This is a genomic window from Flavobacterium melibiosi, assembly GCF_048158545.1.
In the GTDB taxonomy this organism is placed as follows: Bacteria; Bacteroidota; Bacteroidia; order Flavobacteriales; family Flavobacteriaceae; genus Flavobacterium; species Flavobacterium melibiosi.
Genome location: NZ_JBLNKU010000010.1, coordinates 16,142 through 32,512 on the forward strand (window position 1 = coordinate 16,142; position 16,371 = coordinate 32,512).

The window sequence follows — 16,371 nt, forward strand, 5'->3', positions numbered from 1 at the left end:
GATAATTTAAGAGTGCAATTTACGATTTTATTTTAAAAATTATTCAATGTCGGTCATAGTTGTTGATAAATAAGCAAGGATTTTGTTATTTAGCCCCGATGAAAGCGGCATCCCTCGCTTTTTCAGCGAGGATACAGCGGACAGCGGGATAACTGTTCCTTAATAAATCCTAAAGTTTGTGCTCCTAAATAAAATCGTGGCTTTATTTTTGAATAAGTAGTACTTTTGACACAAGTCATAGGCCGAATTGATAAGGTAAATTTATAAAAACAATTTAAGATGAAAAAAATTTTAATTTTAGTGGCGGTGGTATCACTTTCCAGTTGTGCCGAAATGCAGCAGGTTCTGAATCAATTACCGCAAACGCAAGGAATTGGCGGTGTTGATATTGCCGGAGGATTGAAGGAAGCGTTGAATAATGGAATTTCGAAACAGGTAACAAAATTGACTGCCACCGATGGTTTTTACAGAAATGAAGCCGTAAAAATTTTATTGCCGGAAGAATTGAGAAAAGTGGACGCTGGTTTGAGAAAAATTGGTTTGAGTTCATTGGCTGATGAAGGTTTGAAAGTATTGAATCGTGCCGCTGAAGACGCGGTTAAGGAAGCGACACCAATATTTGTTGACGCCGTTAGAAACATGACTTTTATGGATGCCAAATCGATTTTGATGGGAAATGAAAGTTCAGCGACTACTTATTTACAAAATAGCACCTCAACAGCTTTGTACGGAAAATTTAATCCAGTGATAAAAAATTCATTCACTAAAGTAGGTGCCGATAAAGTTTGGTCTAACATTATTACAAAATACAACAGCATTCCATTAGTAAACAAAGTGAATCCAGATTTGACTGATTATGTTACCAATCAAGCGATGAATGGCGTTTTCAAAATGGTTGCCGTTGAAGAAAAAAATATCAGAACCAATTTAAGTTCCAGAACATCTGTTTTATTGCAAAGGGTTTTTGCGATGCAGGACAAGATATAATTTGAATATTAGCTATTTTTGTAACCATTCAGCAGCACAAGCACTAAGCTAATTTTTGCCACAAAGGCATAAAGGCACAAATCAAAGAATCTATTTTTGAGATAATTTAATTATTTAATACGTTCAAAAACTTATTTTTTCTTTGTGACTTTGCGCCTTTTCGGAAATAGTGTTTGATTTTTTAGTGGTAAAACGAACCTGAATAGATTACCTATTTTTAAACATAAACACTCAAGTCGAAAGAGATACATAAAATGCAAAAAATTACCATACTTATACATTGCGAAGACCAAAAAGCAATTATTGCCTCTGTTACTAATTATATTGCCTCAATTGACGGTAATATAATCTATCTGGACCAACATGTTGATGCCGATGAAAATGTATTTTTCATGCGTTTGGAATGTGAGTTCAGCGCTAAAAATTGGGATATTGAAGCGATAAAGACCGATTTTCAAGCTAATTTAGCAAATCCTTTTAAGATGTCTTGGGAAATGTATACCCAAGACGAAAAACCAAAAATGGCTTTGTTTGTTTCTAAATACGACCATTGTTTGTATGATATTTTAGGACGGTACAGTGCTGGTGAATTGCCTCTTGAAATTCCTTTGATTATAAGCAACCATGAGGATTTAAAATCAGTGGCGGAACGTTTTTCTATTCCGTTTCATTATGTTCCTTTCACTAAAGATATAAAAGCCGAAGGCGAACAAAAACAGTTGGATTTACTGAAGCTGTATAATGTTGACTTTATTGTTTTGGCACGCTACATGCAGATTATCACACCTAATTTGATTGCTCAGTACAAAAATCAGATTATCAACATTCATCACTCGTTTCTTCCTGCATTTCCTGGCGCAAAACCCTATCATTCTGCTTTTAAACGCGGTGTAAAAATTATTGGAGCCACCAGTCATTATGTGACCGAAGGATTAGATGAAGGTCCGATTATTGAGCAGGATATTGCCCGAGTTTCGCACAGCCATTCTATAGAAGATTTTATTATGAAAGGGCGTGATTTGGAACGCATGGTTTTGGCTAGAGCCATAAAACTGCATGCGGAGCGAAAAACGATGGTGTTTAGTAACAAAACGGTGGTGTTTTCTTAGAATCCTCACCCCTCCCGATCCCGAAGGGTCGGGACGGAATTCTCCAAAGGAGAGGGAGCCGAAACCCCATAGAATTTAAGAATCTTGTCTGTAATAATAAAATGTTCTCCAAAGTGCTGCGGTGTGAGCATAAATTTTTATACAGAGTATAGAACACAGATTTTACAGATTAGACGGATTGTCACAGATTTTTTTGATTATAATATTAAAAGGCGAACTTGATTATGACACTTATTTAAATCGGTGTTAATCTGTTCAATCCGTGTTATCTGTGTTCTTTTTCAGATGTGACCAGACGATAACACCAAAGTGAACATTTGTATTATTTCATTAGTCTGAAACTTCAATTTCCATTGCTTTACCATTGTTGTCAAATACTACTTTAGTCCAAAATGATTTTGCTTTTTTATGCGTTGGGTACCAATCCCGGTTTTCTTCAACAAGAATAAAAAGTCCTGTATCTGTTCCTAAAACTATGAATTTATTTAGTTTGGGTTGTTTTGAAAACACAGAAAGACCGTATTTATTAAACATTTCATCACTGAGCTGTGAAACATTTTTTGAAACAAAACCTATTTCGCTAACAGATACAATTGACGATCCATCAAAAGGCTTTTCCGATGCATTATCCAAACCAAAACGGGCAATGAATTCTAAAACATTTCCATTATTGTCATAAAAATAAAAGGACTTTGCATTCCAATTATAAAAATCCGCGATTTTATCGGGTGGAATTACATCTAGAATTTCCGTTTTCTTTTCTATCCAGGCAAAAGCTTCCAGCAATTTATTATTTGGTATATCAAAAGCAAAATGGTATACTGGACTTCCGTTTTCAGAAGACCTGAACGTTAGTTTTGTGAAACCTGCTCTAAATGAAATACTCGAATTGTTTTTTGAAACAGTTTTAAATCCAATGACTTCATTATAAAACAACTCTGTTTCATTTATATTAGCTGTCAATAATTCAAGTTCAAGGATATTCATCACATTTTAGTTAAGTTATAAACAGAATTTAGAAGTTTATCTCAAAGATAACACACTTGCTATCATAATCAAATTGATTGTTTTTATCTTTTGCATCCAGCCAATCTTTGCTTAATTTTGGAACAAATTATACAAGATGAAAAAAATAGGGTTACTACTTCTTCTCGTTCCATTTATTGGCACAGCTCAATTTAAAGATTTCATTAAGAAAGCGGCGGACAAAACTTCGACTCTTACAAAAACGAATACAAGCATAGACATTGCTTCCGGTTTAAAAGAGGCATTAAATAAAGGAGTGACTGAACAAGTATCGAAATTAACAGCAGTAGATGGGTTTTATAAAAACGAAACCGTAAAAATTTTAATGCCCGAAGAATTAGCAAGAGTTGACAAAACACTTAGAAAAATGGGGATGGTTAATTTAGCAGATGATGGGATTAAAGCATTAAATCGTGCTGCTGAAGATGCCGTAAAAGAAGCAACTCCAATTTTTGTCTCGGCCATTAAAAACATTACTATTACTGATGCCAAAAGCATTTTGCTAGGAAATGATAATGCCGCCACTACTTATTTACAATCTGCTACAACTATTCCATTGTATGCTAAATTCAGTCCCGTTGTACAAAAGTCAATTAATAAAGTGGGTGCTGATGTAATTTGGAATTCCATTATAAAAAAATACAATACTATTCCCCTTGTTTCAAAAGTGAATCCTGACATAACCGATTATATCACCAACAAAGCGCTGGATGGGGTTTTCAAAATGATTACTGTCGAAGAAAAAAATATCAGAACCAATCTAAATGCCAGAACTTCGGATGTACTGAAAAAGGTTTTTGCTTTGCAAGACAAAAAATAATTACAATCAACACCTAAAACAGATTAAACATTGGTGTTTCATCCTATTTTATTATTCTTAAAATTCAAGAAGAAAACTTAACGTATATACAACAAAGTAATAACAAAATCTTAACAGCAAAACGCTCGCTTATGTGTGACCTTTGCAGGGTAATAAACTGGTTATTTATTATTTTGGTTTTGGTTAGTTAAAGAATTGCCTGCATTTATAATGCAGGCATTTTTTTATTTAGCGGTATTTATAAAAGAAAGGACGGCATCGTTAAAAGCATTAGGTTGCTCCACATTTACTACATGTCCACATTTTTCTATTACAAACAGTTTTGAAGATTTATAATGATTCTCCACTACTTTCCGAACCGATGGTAAAAACATATAATCCTCTTCACCCATAACATAAAGCGTAGGAATATTCAATTCGACCTGACGAAACCATTTGAGAACCGGATTAATCTCGGCAGTGAGTTTAAACCATTTAATAAATTCTTTCTGGTATAATTTTTTAGCCTCGTTTATAAAAAGAACACGAGATTGCTTGTGACTTTTTTTAGGCATGATGACAAAGGCAAAAAACTTATATAAAACTAAATAAGGCAATACATACTTAAACATATTCCCCAATCGCATCAATACTTGAGAACGGAAATTCATTTTCAGGATTGCACCGCCAAGAATCATACTTTGAACCCGTTCCGGATACATTTCTGCCAATTGTCTGATCAGAATTGTACCTAATGAAATTCCAACAAAATGTGATTTTTTTATTTTAAGAAAGTCTAAAACTTCCAGAATATCATTGGCCAAAGCCGAAAACGTATATTTCTGTTTGAAAGCCGTTTTTAAAGTCGGTTTTGATTCCCCGTGACCACGCAAATCCAATAACAATATATTATACTGCTTTTTGAAATCGCGTATTTGTTTGAACCAGATAGAAGAACTTCCGCCGGCACCATGCACAAAAGTTACCCACTGATCGGTGTTTTTATTTTCGTAAATGGTGTAATTAATCACGTTCTTATTTTTTGTAAAAATAGGATTTTAATTTTAAATCTCAATCTTAACATATATTAATGCTAATTTAACAATTGTAAAACGTAAATTTGCAAAAAAATTACACCGATGATTGGATTATTGAAAGAGAAAAGTGAAATAGAAAAGCTTAAAAGAGAATATCAAATACTTGCTGAACAAAATTTCGAAATAGAAAATAACACTTCAAAGCCTACCGTTACTATGGAAGAATTAGTTCTGGAAGAATGTGAACTATAATTTTTGATGTATTTTTTTAAAATAGTCAAACGCTTTTAGCAAGCGGCTTCCATACCAAGAAAACATTTCACCATCTACAAATACCGTTTTTGCATGATGCGTGAAACGGCCTATTTCAAAGGCATCTTCTTCTTTGAAGGGGAAAGGTTCTGAAGACAGAAAAACCAAATCCGGATCACCTTCCAAGCGCATTTTTTTGAGTTCGATTTCCGGGTAACGTGATTTATTTTCATAAATATTTTCAAAATGATTTAGTTTTAATAATTCATTGATGAAATTATCCGAACCAGCGACCATAAAAGGGTTTTTCCAAATGAAATATGCCGCTTTTCTAACGGGTATATCTTTAACGAAGTTTTTAAAATCGCTCAAGGCAAAAGCCAATTTATCGTTCCATTTCTGGGCTTCAGTTCTGCAATTGAAAAGCTGACCAAAATCGGTAATCATCTGAAAATTGTCTTCAATCGTAATAATATCCGTCACCCAAACCGTACAAATTTTACGCAACTCCTCCACAATTTCTTGTGTATTTTCCTCTTTATTACAAATGATGATATCCGGTTGCAGCAATCTGATTTTCTCATAATGCACTTTCTTCGTTCCGCCAACAATTTTCTTCGTTGACTTAAAATGATACGGATGCACGCAGAATTTGGTAATCCCTACAATTCGGTCTTCCAAACCTAAATCATACAGTAATTCCGTTTGTGAAGGAACTAATGAAATAATGCGTTTTGGTGAAGTTTCAAAAGAATGGGAAGTCCCGAGTTGGTCAGTTAGAGTTTTCATAATTTTGTTTTAACCTTAAACATCAAGGCTCTATTCTATTAGCAGCATGCAAAATAAAATTCAAACCATATAAGGAATGTAAGTTCATTTAAGTTACAAAGTCAATAAATTGGCATCTGTTATATGTTCTTATATCCCTTACATGGTTAACCAATTTAATATGTTTTTTTTACCATATAAAAGAAGCACAGCAGTGCATCTCTACAGATAATATAACGTTAATTCGGTTTAATATCGTTTAATATCGCTTCCATTTCCTGTTGCATTTTCAACGCTTCTTCTCTTGCTTTTTCAACAAAATCAGTTCCATTTGAAGCATAAATAATGGCTCTGGAAGAATTGATCAATAATCCTACATTGGCATTCATTCCGTATTTACAAACTTCAGCTAAACTTCCGCCTTGCGCGCCAACACCTGGAACCAGCAAGAAACTGTCAGGGACAATTTTACGAATTTCAGTAAAATATTCGGCTTTGGTAGCACCGACAACATACATCAGGTTTTCGCTATTTTTCCACGTTTTAGACGTTTCTAACACCTGTTTGTACAATTCTTTTCCGTCCACGTTCAAAGTCTGAAAATCAAACGCACCTTCATTAGAAGTCAAAGCTAGCATAATCGTATGTTTATTTTCGAAAGCCAAAAACGGCTCTACCGAATCTTTCCCCATATAAGGAGCAACAGTAACGCTGTCAAAGTTCAAATCTTCAAAAAAAGCTTTGGCGTACATCGAAGACGTATTTCCAATATCACCACGTTTAGCATCCGCAATCGTGAAGATATCCGGATAAGTTGAGTTGATATAATTAATTGTTTTCTGCAACGACATCCAACCTTTTATTCCGTAGGCTTCATAAAAAGCAGTATTGGGTTTGTAAGCCACCGCTAAATCATGGGTCGCATCAATGATTGCTTTATTGAATTCGAAAATAGGATCTTCCAGTTCTAATAAATGGGGTGGAATTTTATTCAAATCAACATCGAGTCCTACTGCCAGGAATGATTTCTTGATTTTGATTTGGTCAATAAGTTGTTGTGTAGTCATTTGATTAAAAAGTTTAAAGTTTAAAGTTTAAGGTACCTCACTTCTAAACCTAATGTTATGCGCAATGTAATTTATTCAAAATTAAAAAAATGCCAAACTAATTCAGTATGGCATCTTTTCTCTTTATTCTATTTTCTTTATTCTTTATTCTTGCATCTATTTTTTTAAAAAACTTCGCTTGCTTCTTTCAATTTTTCCATGTTGTTGACTAACGCTAGCTCATCAACAATTTTCTGAATGTCACCATTCATGATATTTCCTAAATCGTACAATGTCAAACCTACACGGTGATCGGTTACACGACCTTGTGCGTAATTATAGGTGCGAATTTTTGCAGAACGGTCACCAGAACTTACCTGAGACGTACGTTTGGTAGCATCTTCCGCTTGTTTTTTGGCTAATTCCTGTTCGTATAAACGGGAACGCAAAACGCCAAATGCCTTGTCTTTATTTTTATGTTGTGATTTTTGATCCTGACATTGCGCCACTAATCCGGTTGGAATGTGGGTCAAACGAACCGCTGATTTGGTTGTATTTACCGATTGTCCACCTGGTCCTGACGAACAGAAGAAATCCACACGTACATCATTCATATCAATTTGTACATCAAATTCCTCTGCTTCCGGCAATACCATAACAGTCGCTGCCGAGGTGTGCACACGTCCTTGCGTTTCCGTTTGTGGTACACGTTGTACGCGGTGAACACCTGCTTCAAACTTCAAGGTTCCGTAAACATCTTCACCGGTAACTTCAAAAATCACCTCTTTAAATCCACCAGATGTTCCTTCGTTCATATCCACAACCGAAGTTCTCCAACCTCTGTTCTCACAATATTTCGTGTACATACGGAATAAATCCCCTGCAAAAATACTCGCTTCATCCCCACCCGTTCCGGCACGAATCTCCACCATGACATTCTTGGCATCTTCGGGATCTTTAGGAATCAACATAAATTTGATTTCATCCTCCAGTTCCGGTAATCTTTCCTTCGCTTCTTCCAGTTGCATTTTGGCCATTTCGGTCATATCAGCATCACTGTTATCGGCAATTATTTCGTTTGCTTCTTCAATATTCGCCATGATAATAACATATTCATCGCGCTTTTCAGCCAAAGCTTTTAAACTTTTGTACTCTTGATTCAATTGCACATAACGCTTCTGATCAGAGATAACATCCGGCTGAATGATTAAATCCGATATCTCATCGAAACGTTGTTTTACTATTTGAAGTCTATCTAACATTTTCTTATTCCTTTTATTGGAGTGCAAAAATACGAAAAAAGTATTCAGTTTGCAAGGTTCCTAATTGAGATTGTCATTGCGAACAATGAGGAACGAATTGTGTGGCAATCAGGAGCTGTTTCCTGCTATGCGCTATATCTTTTCCTTGCTAAAGGAGCAAGAAAAAGGATGCCGCTGCAAACGAAGTTCACTGAACTCCAATTAAAATAAAAGCAAAGTGAAGTAATCAGGGCTAGGGCATTTGTAATAAAAAACGGCGATTACGGTTTTCCATAAAATCCTTGAATCAAAAGGAACTACTTTTGAAAAATGACATAAACTCAATTTATTTAATCAGTATTTTCGGTATTAAGGATGTATATTTGAAAATAAATAAACTCTGACGTTTATCATACATATCTACCCAAAATTGGATGGCTTTGTATGATTTTGGCATACATATATACAAGTTGGTGGCTAGTTTTCCAAAAAAACGCAGAAAATAGAAATTAATAAAAAATATGATTGCATTATACATAAATTGGGATTTTGACTCTGAAATAATTAATATTTTAGGGTTTCCATTAAAATATTACGGACTTTTATTCGCTTGTGGTTTACTTTTATGTATGTACATTCTTAAAGGAATTTTTAAAGAAGAAAATTTAAAAGATACCGCACACGAAGCACTATTTGTTTACGGAATAATTGGAATTTTTGTTGGAGCGAGATTAGGACATTGTTTATTTTATGACTTTGATTATTATTCAAAAAACATATTAGAAATTATCTTACCTATTAAGAAAACTCTAAATGGAGAATACAAATTTATAGGTTTTGCAGGTTTAGCAAGCCACGGAGGAACAATTGGTTTGCTCATTTCACTTTATCTATATTCAAAAAAATATGAAATAAAATATCTTAAAATACTTGATTTAATTGCAATTGTTGCGCCACTTGGAGCAACATTCATAAGGCTTGCGAACTTAATGAACTCTGAAATGATTGGTAATCCAACAACAATGCCTTGGGCATTTATTTTTAAACGTGTTGACAATATACCAAGACATCCAGCTCAACTTTATGAAGCAATTTCATATTTTATAATTTTTTTAATAATTTTTATTACACACAAAACTAAAAACATAAAATTAGGGAATGGTTTTTTCTTTGGTTTAGCAATAACTTTAATTTTCGCAATGAGAATTTTAATTGAGTTTGTAAAAATAAATCAAGTAGAATTTGAAGAAGGAATGAAATTAAATATGGGGCAAATATTGAGTATTCCATTTATAATAATTGGAATGTATTTTGTGTTGATAAATTTAATGAAAAAAGAAACTAAATAAAAAAACCACTTTACAAATCTAAAGGCGAAGTCTCGCGACTTCGTAGCAATTCCAATAATCAACAAACACAGGAAAATAAAGGTTGCTAAAGTTAGAACGGCATATAGCAATGGGTACGAAGTCGGAAGACTTCGCAAAGCACACAATCGCACAACACCTATCATACCCATTGGTGCTTGTTTACAACGAGTACCAATTTTAATTTTTAGCAAAATCGTAGCATTTACAATGCGTTTATTTTAATACTTTTATAAAACCAAAACCTTCTTTGTTTTTAAAATCAAATAAAATGAACCCCAAAGTTGATGACTTTATAAGCAATGTCAAAAAATGGCAGCCCGAAATAGGGCAATTGCGACTATTGCTACTCGATTGCGGGCTAACCGAAGAATTCAAGTGGCGTACTCCTTGTTACAGTTTTCAGGGAAACAATGTTGTACTAATAGGCCGTTTTAAAGAATACTGTGCGCTTAGTTTTTTCAAAGGGACTTTGTTACAAGATAGCAATGGTCTTCTAAGTAAACCGGGAGAAAACAGTCAGGCAGTACGCTTCTTTAAGTTTACGAATTTGCAGGAAATTCAAGAACTGGAGCCCATCATAAAAAACTATATTTATGAAGCCATTGAGTTAGAAAAAGCGGGCTTGAAAGTGATTTTTAAAAGCAATACAAAACTTGAATTGGTGGAAGAATTACAAATTGCTTTAGACAAAAATCCTTCTTTAAAAACAGCTTTTAAAGCCTTAACACCGGGACGACAACGAGCCTACAATTTGTATTTTTCGGCTGCCAAACAATCCAAAACTCGGGAAACGAGAATAGAAAATTACATTCCGCGAATTCTTGACGGAAAAGGATTCAACGATTGCATTTGTGGGATGTCTAAAAAAATGCCCAACTGCGACGGTTCACACAAATACATTCGAGGAGAAAATAAATGACAATCTAGCAGCATCTTATTACTTTGGTTATTATGAAAATGAAACGGAATCAATAGCCCTGATGGAAGCGGCATCCTCGCAGCGTAGCGCAGAGATACAGCGGACAGCAGGACCGTTCGTCCTTGAAAAAAACATTCGTCCTGCTCCTAAAAAATAGTAAGTCCTACCCGTTCATAACTCCATACAATTTCTTTTTAATACCAATTTCTAAATTCCTAATTTGCGCCCTTAAATTAGAAGGAAAAAATGAAGGTCTGTATTGCCGAGAAACCAAGTGTAGCACGCGAAATCGCATCCGTTTTAGGAGCCAATACCAAACACGATGGGTATTACGAAGGCAATGGCTATGCCGTAACCTACACCTTTGGGCATTTATGCACCTTGAAAGAACCGAACGATTACAAACCCCATTGGAAAAGTTGGGATTTGAACAACCTGCCCATGCTTCCCGAGAAATTTGAAACCAAAGTGGTGGAAAATTCGGGTATTCAAAAGCAATTTAAAATTATAAAAAGTTTATTTGACAAAGCTGAGCTTGTTATAAACTGCGGGGATGCCGGGCAAGAAGGAGAACTCATTCAGCGCTGGGTCATGAATGAAGCCCAATACAAAGGCGAGGTAAAACGCTTGTGGATTTCATCCCTGACCACCGAAGCCATCAAAGAGGGTTTTGAAAACTTGAAACCATCGGCCAACTACGATAATTTATACTACGCAGGCTTTTCCAGAGCCATTGGCGACTGGTTACTCGGTATGAATGCCACCCGTTTGTATACCGTAAAACATGGCGGATACAAACAAGTTTTGTCTATTGGGCGGGTACAAACCCCAACCTTAGCGATGGTCGTGGACCGATTCAAGGAAATTGAGAATTTCAAGCCGCAACCGTATTGGGAGTTGCAAACCTTATACAGAGACACGCTTTTCAGCTATGAAGATGGACGTTTTTTGAAGAAAGAAGATGGAGAAATTTTAGCCAATAAAGTCAAAGAAAGTGATTTTGAAATTGTTTCTGTCGAAAAAAAGAATGGTAATGAGTTTGCGCCTAAACTGTTTGATTTAACAGGTTTACAAGTATATTGCAATACCAAGTTTGGCTTTACAGCAGATGAAACGCTTAAAATTGTTCAGACTTTGTACGAACAAAAGGTAGTCACCTACCCTAGAGTTGATACTACGTTTTTACCCAACGATATCTACCCAAAAGTACCCGGTATCCTGCAAAATTTAACCAATTATGCGGCGTTGACGCAACCACTTTTAGGAAAAAAGATTAAAAAATCGACCAAGGTTTTCAATGATAAAAAAGTAACCGATCACCATGCAATTATTCCAACGGGGATTCAAAGCAATTTGCAATATAATCAGCAACAAGTGTATGACATAATTACCAAGCGTTTTATTGCAGCATTTTATGACGATTGTTTGGTGGCCAATACCACCGTAATTGGAAAAGCAGCCGATGTAGCTTTCAAAACCACCGGAAAAGAAATCCTGAAAAAAGGATTTCGAATAGTTTTCGAAGACCCAAACGCCAAAGAAAAAGAAGCCGATATATTGCCAAGCTTTGTTGTAGGCGAAAAAGGACCACACGAACCCTCATTTTTAGAAAAGGAAACCAAGCCACCCAATCAGTTTACGGAAGCCACCTTATTGCGCGCCATGGAAACCGCGGGCAAACAGGTGGATGATGAAGATTTGCGTGAATTGATGAAAGAAAACGGTATTGGTCGTCCATCGACACGGGCTAATATTATTGAAACCCTTTTTAGACGCCAATACATTGTTCGGAACAAAAAACAGGTATTGCCAACGCCAACGGGGATTCAATTGATTGACACCATTCAAAATGATTTAGTAAAGTCGGCAGAACTTACGGGTTCCTGGGAAAAGCAGTTGAAAGATATTGAAAAAGGAACTTTTACCGCTGCTGCGTTTATCAACAATATGAAGCGCATGGTAGAAGTCTTGGTGTATGAAGTACGAAGTGAAACCAGACGTGCCAATATTTCGCACGCGGGAAATGTCCAAAAAGAAGTTGCTAAAGTAGAGAAAAAGAAAGCCGCAGGAATTTTGGCGGAAGCCTGTCCGAAATGTAAAAAAGCAACGCTCATAAAAGGAAAAGCAGCTTATGGCTGTGGCGAATATAAAGCAGGTTGCACTTTTCTATTGCCCTACACTTTTGCAGAAAAAAAAATATCTGAGAACCAATACTTGCGATTGCTTCAAAAAGGGTCTACCGTAAACTTGAAAGATTTCAAAACCGATACCGGTGTTGTGGAGGGTTTGCTTCGCTTTGACGAAAATTTTCAACTCAAATTAGAACCGAAGAAAACGGAGGCGAAAGCAATACCGGATGCATTAGTCTGTCCGAAATGTCAAAAAGGAACGGTTCTTAAAGGGAAAACTGCTTATGGTTGCAGCCACTATAAATCGGGTTGTGATTTCAAAGTGACTTTTGATATGGTTAGAGCTAAATTAAAAGACAAAAAACCCACCAAAGAACTGGTTTATACTATTTTGAAAAAAAGTATTTAAGAACCGTTCAACATTACAAACACTAAGGCAATTTCTGCCACTAAGGCACTAAGGCGCAAATTTCAAATCAAAGAAGATGATTATATCCTGATTATAGGAAAGATTACTTAATGACTTCTGCATCTTATTTTTTCTTTGTGACTTAGCGCCTTTGTGGCTAACTTTTTCATACTTTAGCTTTTCAAAATAAAACTTAATATTTACACCAATGTTTCAAAAAACGACTCTTATACTGCTTTTGTTAGCCATTGTTTCTTGCAAAAATTCTGATTCAAACAAAAACGAAAAAATCAAAGCGGCAAGTTGGCTTTTGGGTAATTGGGAAAACAAATCAGCTGATGGCAATCTAACGGAAAATTGGGAAAAAGTAAACGACAGTACTTTTCAAGCACAATCCTATTATATTAAAGAAAAAGACACCTTGCATTTTGAATCTATCACATTACAACAAAAAGGAGAAAATTTAACGTATACTGCAGCCGTAAAAGGACAAAACGATGACAAACCGGTTTCTTTTAAATTAACAACCGCAACCGAAAAACAATTGGTTTTTGAAAACCCAAAACACGATTATCCTCAAAAAATAAGTTATACCCAAATTACTCCTGACAGTTTGGTGGCTAAAATTTCGGGAATTCAACAAGGGAAACCAAGTTCTGAACAATTTTCGATGAAAAAGACCAAATAAAAAGATAACATTTCATACTCAAATCAAAACCTTGCTCTAGAAAAGCAAGGTTTTTTTATGTCTTAAAATTATGAAAATCATCTTGTTAAAATATTATTTTTAATTAATCTAAATAACACTTGTTAAATAAAAATTAAATTTTATTTTTGACTTATTCTTATTTATTCTAAATAAGCTTTAACTAACTTAATTTTTAATCATGAAATATTTGAAACAACGAATACCTCAATTTATTTTTCTCGCCTGTCTAATGCTGCTTTCTATAACCACCGCTTTTGCCCAAAACTCCGGTAGCATAAAAGGAACCATTTTGACAAGCGATAACAAACCCGCCGAAGGAGTTTCAGTTTCTATAAAAGGAGCGAACAAAAATACTATTGCGGATAACAATGGAACTTTTGTCCTAAAAAACATATCCGAAGGAGTTCATATCCTAAAAATTACTTTAGTTGGTTATAATGACCTGGAGCAAGAAGTAAAAATTACTACTGGAGAAGTTACTACTGTTGCATTACAACTTACTTTATCGAACAATGAGTTAAACCAAGTGGTGGTTTTGAGTAACAAGAGCGCTTTCAAAACGAATCGTGTTTCATCAACACTTCGTTTACAATCGCCTATTATTGAGATTCCGCAAAACATACAAGTTATAACAGGAAAACTTATTCAAGACCAACAAATTTTTGATATGCTGGAAGGGGTGACCCGCAATGTGAGTGGCGCTACAAGAGTGGAACACTGGGATAATTATGCCAATATTACCATGAGAGGGAGTCAAGTGGCCGCTTTTAGAAACGGAATGAATATCAGTTCCACTTGGGGACCACTTACAGAGGATATGAGTATGGTGGAACGTATCGAATTTGTAAAAGGTCCTGCAGGATTTATGCTAGCAAACGGTAACCCGAGCGGTTTTTATAATGTAGTTACCAAAAAACCAAGCGGACGTACCAAAGGCGAAGCGAGTATAACGCTAGGAAGTTTTGATCGATATAGAGGAACATTAGATTTTGATGGAAAACTGACCAAAAACGGAAAATTATTGTACCGTATTAATGTAATGGGTGAAAAGAAAGGCAGTTACCGTGATTTTGATTTTAATGATCGCTACACTTTTGCTCCTGTACTTAAATATTTGGCAACCGATAAAACAGCCATAACACTGGAATACACGCAGCAATTTTCTAAAGTAAATGCTGTTGGTTCTAATTATGTTTTTTCGCACAGAGGATATGCTGATTTACCAAGAAGTTTCTCAACATCAGAAGCTAATTTAGATCCTACAAAAATGACCGAAAGAAATATTCTTGCCATTTTAGATCATAAAATAAGTGACCAATGGAAGTTTACTGCTCAAACATCTTATCTTAATTACCAACAAGAAGGAATGTCATTATGGCCTGCCGGCTTTGATCCAACCAATGATGCAATTCTTAAACGTGCTGGTGGAAATTGGGATATTTTAGGAAAAATATATGTTGGACAAGCTTTTGTAAATGGTGAAGCTACAACAGGATCAGTTACCCACAAAATACTATCGGGATTGGATTTAAGTGATAAAACATTTTTTCATGACTGGTCCCAATATTTTACCATGCCAGATTTAGACATCTACAATCCGGTACACGGAACACTAGCCGCTTCTCCAACTTTCGACAGAAGTAAAAGTCTGGAAAATAGAGGTGTAAAATACCAAAACAGTTATAAAGCGCTATATGTACAGGACGAATTGGGTTTCTTTGACAATAAACTTCGATTAACATTGGCAGGAAGATATACGATACTTAAAGCGTATAATGTTTACTCTGGGGGTACCAAAAATGAAAAATTTACACCAAGAGTAGGTTTGAGTTATTCCATTGATAAAAACACGGCTGCCTATTTTGTAAACGACCAATCTTTTAATGAGAACTACGGTACGAACTGGCAAGGCCAATCTTTTAAACCTGAAACTGGAGGAAATATAGAATTCGGTTTAAAAAGAGACTGGTTAAACGGAAAATGGAATTCGGTAGTTTCTGTTTATCAAATTACCAAAAACAATGTACTGACATTAGATCCGGAACATTCATCCGGAACACAACAATTCAGTAGAGAAAGTGGACAGCAAAAAACAAAAGGCTTTGAGGTAGATATTAGAGGAGAAATCTTCAAAAACTTAGACCTTATTGTAAACTATGCTTTTACGGAAGGAAAAACAACCAAAGATACTGATCAATCACTTGTGGGAACTCAAGTAGCCGGAACTACAAGACACATCCAAAATGCCTGGTTGAATTATAAAATAGATAGAGGGACACTAAATGGAGTTGGTTTTTCATTAGGATACCAATACCAAGTAAAAAGAGCACCATGGTATATTTCTCCTGATAATAGCGGAATGCTTCCAGACTATTTCCGATTGGACGGAGGTGTTACGTACCAAAAAAACAAAATATCAGTCAACCTTATTGTCAATAATATCTTGAACAAATACTTGTATTCTGGAGGATATTATAGCTATAACACAATGTATTACTGGCAAACAGAAGCCGGAACCCACATGCGCTTATCTGTTGGATATAAATTTTAGAGTTAGTTAGTTTTGTTTG

General features: G+C 35.3%; 14 protein-coding genes. 9 read left to right on the plus strand and 5 right to left on the minus strand.

The window, feature by feature from the left end; translation table 11 throughout:
- The first annotated feature begins 279 nt into the window (after positions 1 to 279).
- On the plus strand, positions 280 to 987 hold the full coding sequence (locus tag ACM55F_RS12660) for a DUF4197 domain-containing protein (RefSeq protein WP_416854162.1): 708 nt from the start codon (positions 280 to 282) through the stop codon (positions 985 to 987).
- Between the two features lie 254 nt (positions 988 to 1,241).
- Positions 1,242 to 2,096, plus strand: coding sequence for a formyltetrahydrofolate deformylase (gene purU, locus ACM55F_RS12665; protein WP_416854163.1), 855 nt, complete (start codon positions 1,242 to 1,244; stop codon positions 2,094 to 2,096).
- A 330-nt stretch (positions 2,097 to 2,426) separates the two neighbouring features.
- On the opposite strand, the gene ACM55F_RS12670 is transcribed toward purU, so the two are convergent.
- On the minus strand, positions 2,427 to 3,083 hold the full coding sequence (locus ACM55F_RS12670) for a VOC family protein (protein ID WP_416854164.1): 657 nt from the start codon (positions 3,081 to 3,083) through the stop codon (positions 2,427 to 2,429).
- A gap of 136 nt (positions 3,084 to 3,219) precedes the next feature.
- Here ACM55F_RS12670 and ACM55F_RS12675 point away from each other — a divergent pair, with 136 nt between their 5' ends.
- Positions 3,220 to 3,942, plus strand: coding sequence for a DUF4197 domain-containing protein (locus ACM55F_RS12675; protein ID WP_416854165.1), 723 nt, complete (start codon positions 3,220 to 3,222; stop codon positions 3,940 to 3,942).
- Positions 3,943 to 4,166: 224 nt separating this feature from the next.
- On the opposite strand, the gene ACM55F_RS12680 is transcribed toward ACM55F_RS12675, so the two are convergent.
- Entirely contained in the window at positions 4,167 to 4,952 is a 786-nt protein-coding gene (locus ACM55F_RS12680; protein ID WP_416854166.1) for an alpha/beta fold hydrolase, read from the minus strand.
- A gap of 108 nt (positions 4,953 to 5,060) precedes the next feature.
- On the opposite strand from ACM55F_RS12680, the gene ACM55F_RS12685 reads away from it, so the two are divergent.
- Positions 5,061 to 5,210: a hypothetical protein gene (locus ACM55F_RS12685; protein WP_416854167.1), complete on the plus strand. Its 150-nt coding sequence runs from the start codon at positions 5,061 to 5,063 to the stop codon at positions 5,208 to 5,210.
- Here the strand turns inward: ACM55F_RS12685 and ACM55F_RS12690 are convergent.
- The 3 genes from ACM55F_RS12690 to prfA form a co-directional block, all read right to left on the minus strand.
- Positions 5,205 to 5,999 (minus strand): ABC transporter substrate-binding protein, encoded by a 795-nt coding sequence (locus ACM55F_RS12690; protein ID WP_416854168.1) that lies wholly within the window; start codon positions 5,997 to 5,999, stop codon positions 5,205 to 5,207. The two genes, ACM55F_RS12685 and ACM55F_RS12690, sit on opposite strands and share 6 nt — an antisense overlap.
- A gap of 218 nt (positions 6,000 to 6,217) precedes the next feature.
- On the minus strand, positions 6,218 to 7,045 hold the full coding sequence (gene pyrF, locus ACM55F_RS12695; RefSeq protein WP_416854170.1) for an orotidine-5'-phosphate decarboxylase: 828 nt from the start codon (positions 7,043 to 7,045) through the stop codon (positions 6,218 to 6,220).
- Between the two features lie 164 nt (positions 7,046 to 7,209).
- On the minus strand, positions 7,210 to 8,286 hold the full coding sequence (gene prfA / locus ACM55F_RS12700; protein WP_416837691.1) for a peptide chain release factor 1: 1,077 nt from the start codon (positions 8,284 to 8,286) through the stop codon (positions 7,210 to 7,212).
- A gap of 500 nt (positions 8,287 to 8,786) precedes the next feature.
- Here prfA and lgt point away from each other — a divergent pair, with 500 nt between their 5' ends.
- The 5 genes from lgt to ACM55F_RS12725 all read left to right on the plus strand — a co-directional run bounded on the left by lgt (position 8,787) and on the right by ACM55F_RS12725 (position 16,352).
- On the plus strand, positions 8,787 to 9,614 hold the full coding sequence (lgt, locus tag ACM55F_RS12705; protein ID WP_416854171.1) for a prolipoprotein diacylglyceryl transferase: 828 nt from the start codon (positions 8,787 to 8,789) through the stop codon (positions 9,612 to 9,614).
- A gap of 289 nt (positions 9,615 to 9,903) precedes the next feature.
- Positions 9,904 to 10,554, plus strand: a complete 651-nt coding sequence (locus ACM55F_RS12710; protein WP_416854172.1) for a YdeI/OmpD-associated family protein — start codon at positions 9,904 to 9,906, stop codon at positions 10,552 to 10,554.
- 246 nt (positions 10,555 to 10,800) lie between these two features.
- The gene (locus ACM55F_RS12715) at positions 10,801 to 13,092 is read left to right on the plus strand and encodes a DNA topoisomerase 3 (RefSeq protein WP_416854173.1); all 2,292 of its coding nucleotides are present in this window, start codon (positions 10,801 to 10,803) and stop codon (positions 13,090 to 13,092) included.
- 208 nt (positions 13,093 to 13,300) lie between these two features.
- On the plus strand, positions 13,301 to 13,780 hold the full coding sequence (locus ACM55F_RS12720; RefSeq protein WP_416854174.1) for a DUF6265 family protein: 480 nt from the start codon (positions 13,301 to 13,303) through the stop codon (positions 13,778 to 13,780).
- 199 nt (positions 13,781 to 13,979) lie between these two features.
- Entirely contained in the window at positions 13,980 to 16,352 is a 2,373-nt protein-coding gene (locus ACM55F_RS12725; protein WP_416854175.1) for a TonB-dependent siderophore receptor, read from the plus strand.
- The last annotated feature ends 19 nt before the right edge of the window (positions 16,353 to 16,371 follow it).

Excerpts from the sequence above, each read along its gene's own strand:
- ACM55F_RS12660 (WP_416854162.1), top strand. The coding sequence starts at position 280 with ATGAAAAAAATTTTAATTTTAGTGGCGGTGGTATCACTTTCCAGTTGT.
- purU (WP_416854163.1), top strand. The coding sequence starts at position 1,242 with ATGCAAAAAATTACCATACTTATACATTGCGAAGACCAAAAAGCAATT.
- ACM55F_RS12670 (WP_416854164.1), bottom strand. The coding sequence starts at position 3,083 with ATGAATATCCTTGAACTTGAATTATTGACAGCTAATATAAATGAAACA.
- ACM55F_RS12675 (WP_416854165.1), top strand. The coding sequence starts at position 3,220 with ATGAAAAAAATAGGGTTACTACTTCTTCTCGTTCCATTTATTGGCACA.
- ACM55F_RS12685 (WP_416854167.1), top strand. The coding sequence starts at position 5,061 with ATGATTGGATTATTGAAAGAGAAAAGTGAAATAGAAAAGCTTAAAAGA.
- ACM55F_RS12690 (WP_416854168.1), bottom strand. The coding sequence starts at position 5,999 with ATGAAAACTCTAACTGACCAACTCGGGACTTCCCATTCTTTTGAAACT.
- pyrF (WP_416854170.1), bottom strand. The coding sequence starts at position 7,045 with ATGACTACACAACAACTTATTGACCAAATCAAAATCAAGAAATCATTC.
- prfA (WP_416837691.1), bottom strand. The coding sequence starts at position 8,286 with ATGTTAGATAGACTTCAAATAGTAAAACAACGTTTCGATGAGATATCG.
- lgt (WP_416854171.1), top strand. The coding sequence starts at position 8,787 with ATGATTGCATTATACATAAATTGGGATTTTGACTCTGAAATAATTAAT.
- ACM55F_RS12710 (WP_416854172.1), top strand. The coding sequence starts at position 9,904 with ATGAACCCCAAAGTTGATGACTTTATAAGCAATGTCAAAAAATGGCAG.
- ACM55F_RS12715 (WP_416854173.1), top strand. The coding sequence starts at position 10,801 with ATGAAGGTCTGTATTGCCGAGAAACCAAGTGTAGCACGCGAAATCGCA.
- ACM55F_RS12720 (WP_416854174.1), top strand. The coding sequence starts at position 13,301 with ATGTTTCAAAAAACGACTCTTATACTGCTTTTGTTAGCCATTGTTTCT.
- ACM55F_RS12725 (WP_416854175.1), top strand. The coding sequence starts at position 13,980 with ATGAAATATTTGAAACAACGAATACCTCAATTTATTTTTCTCGCCTGT.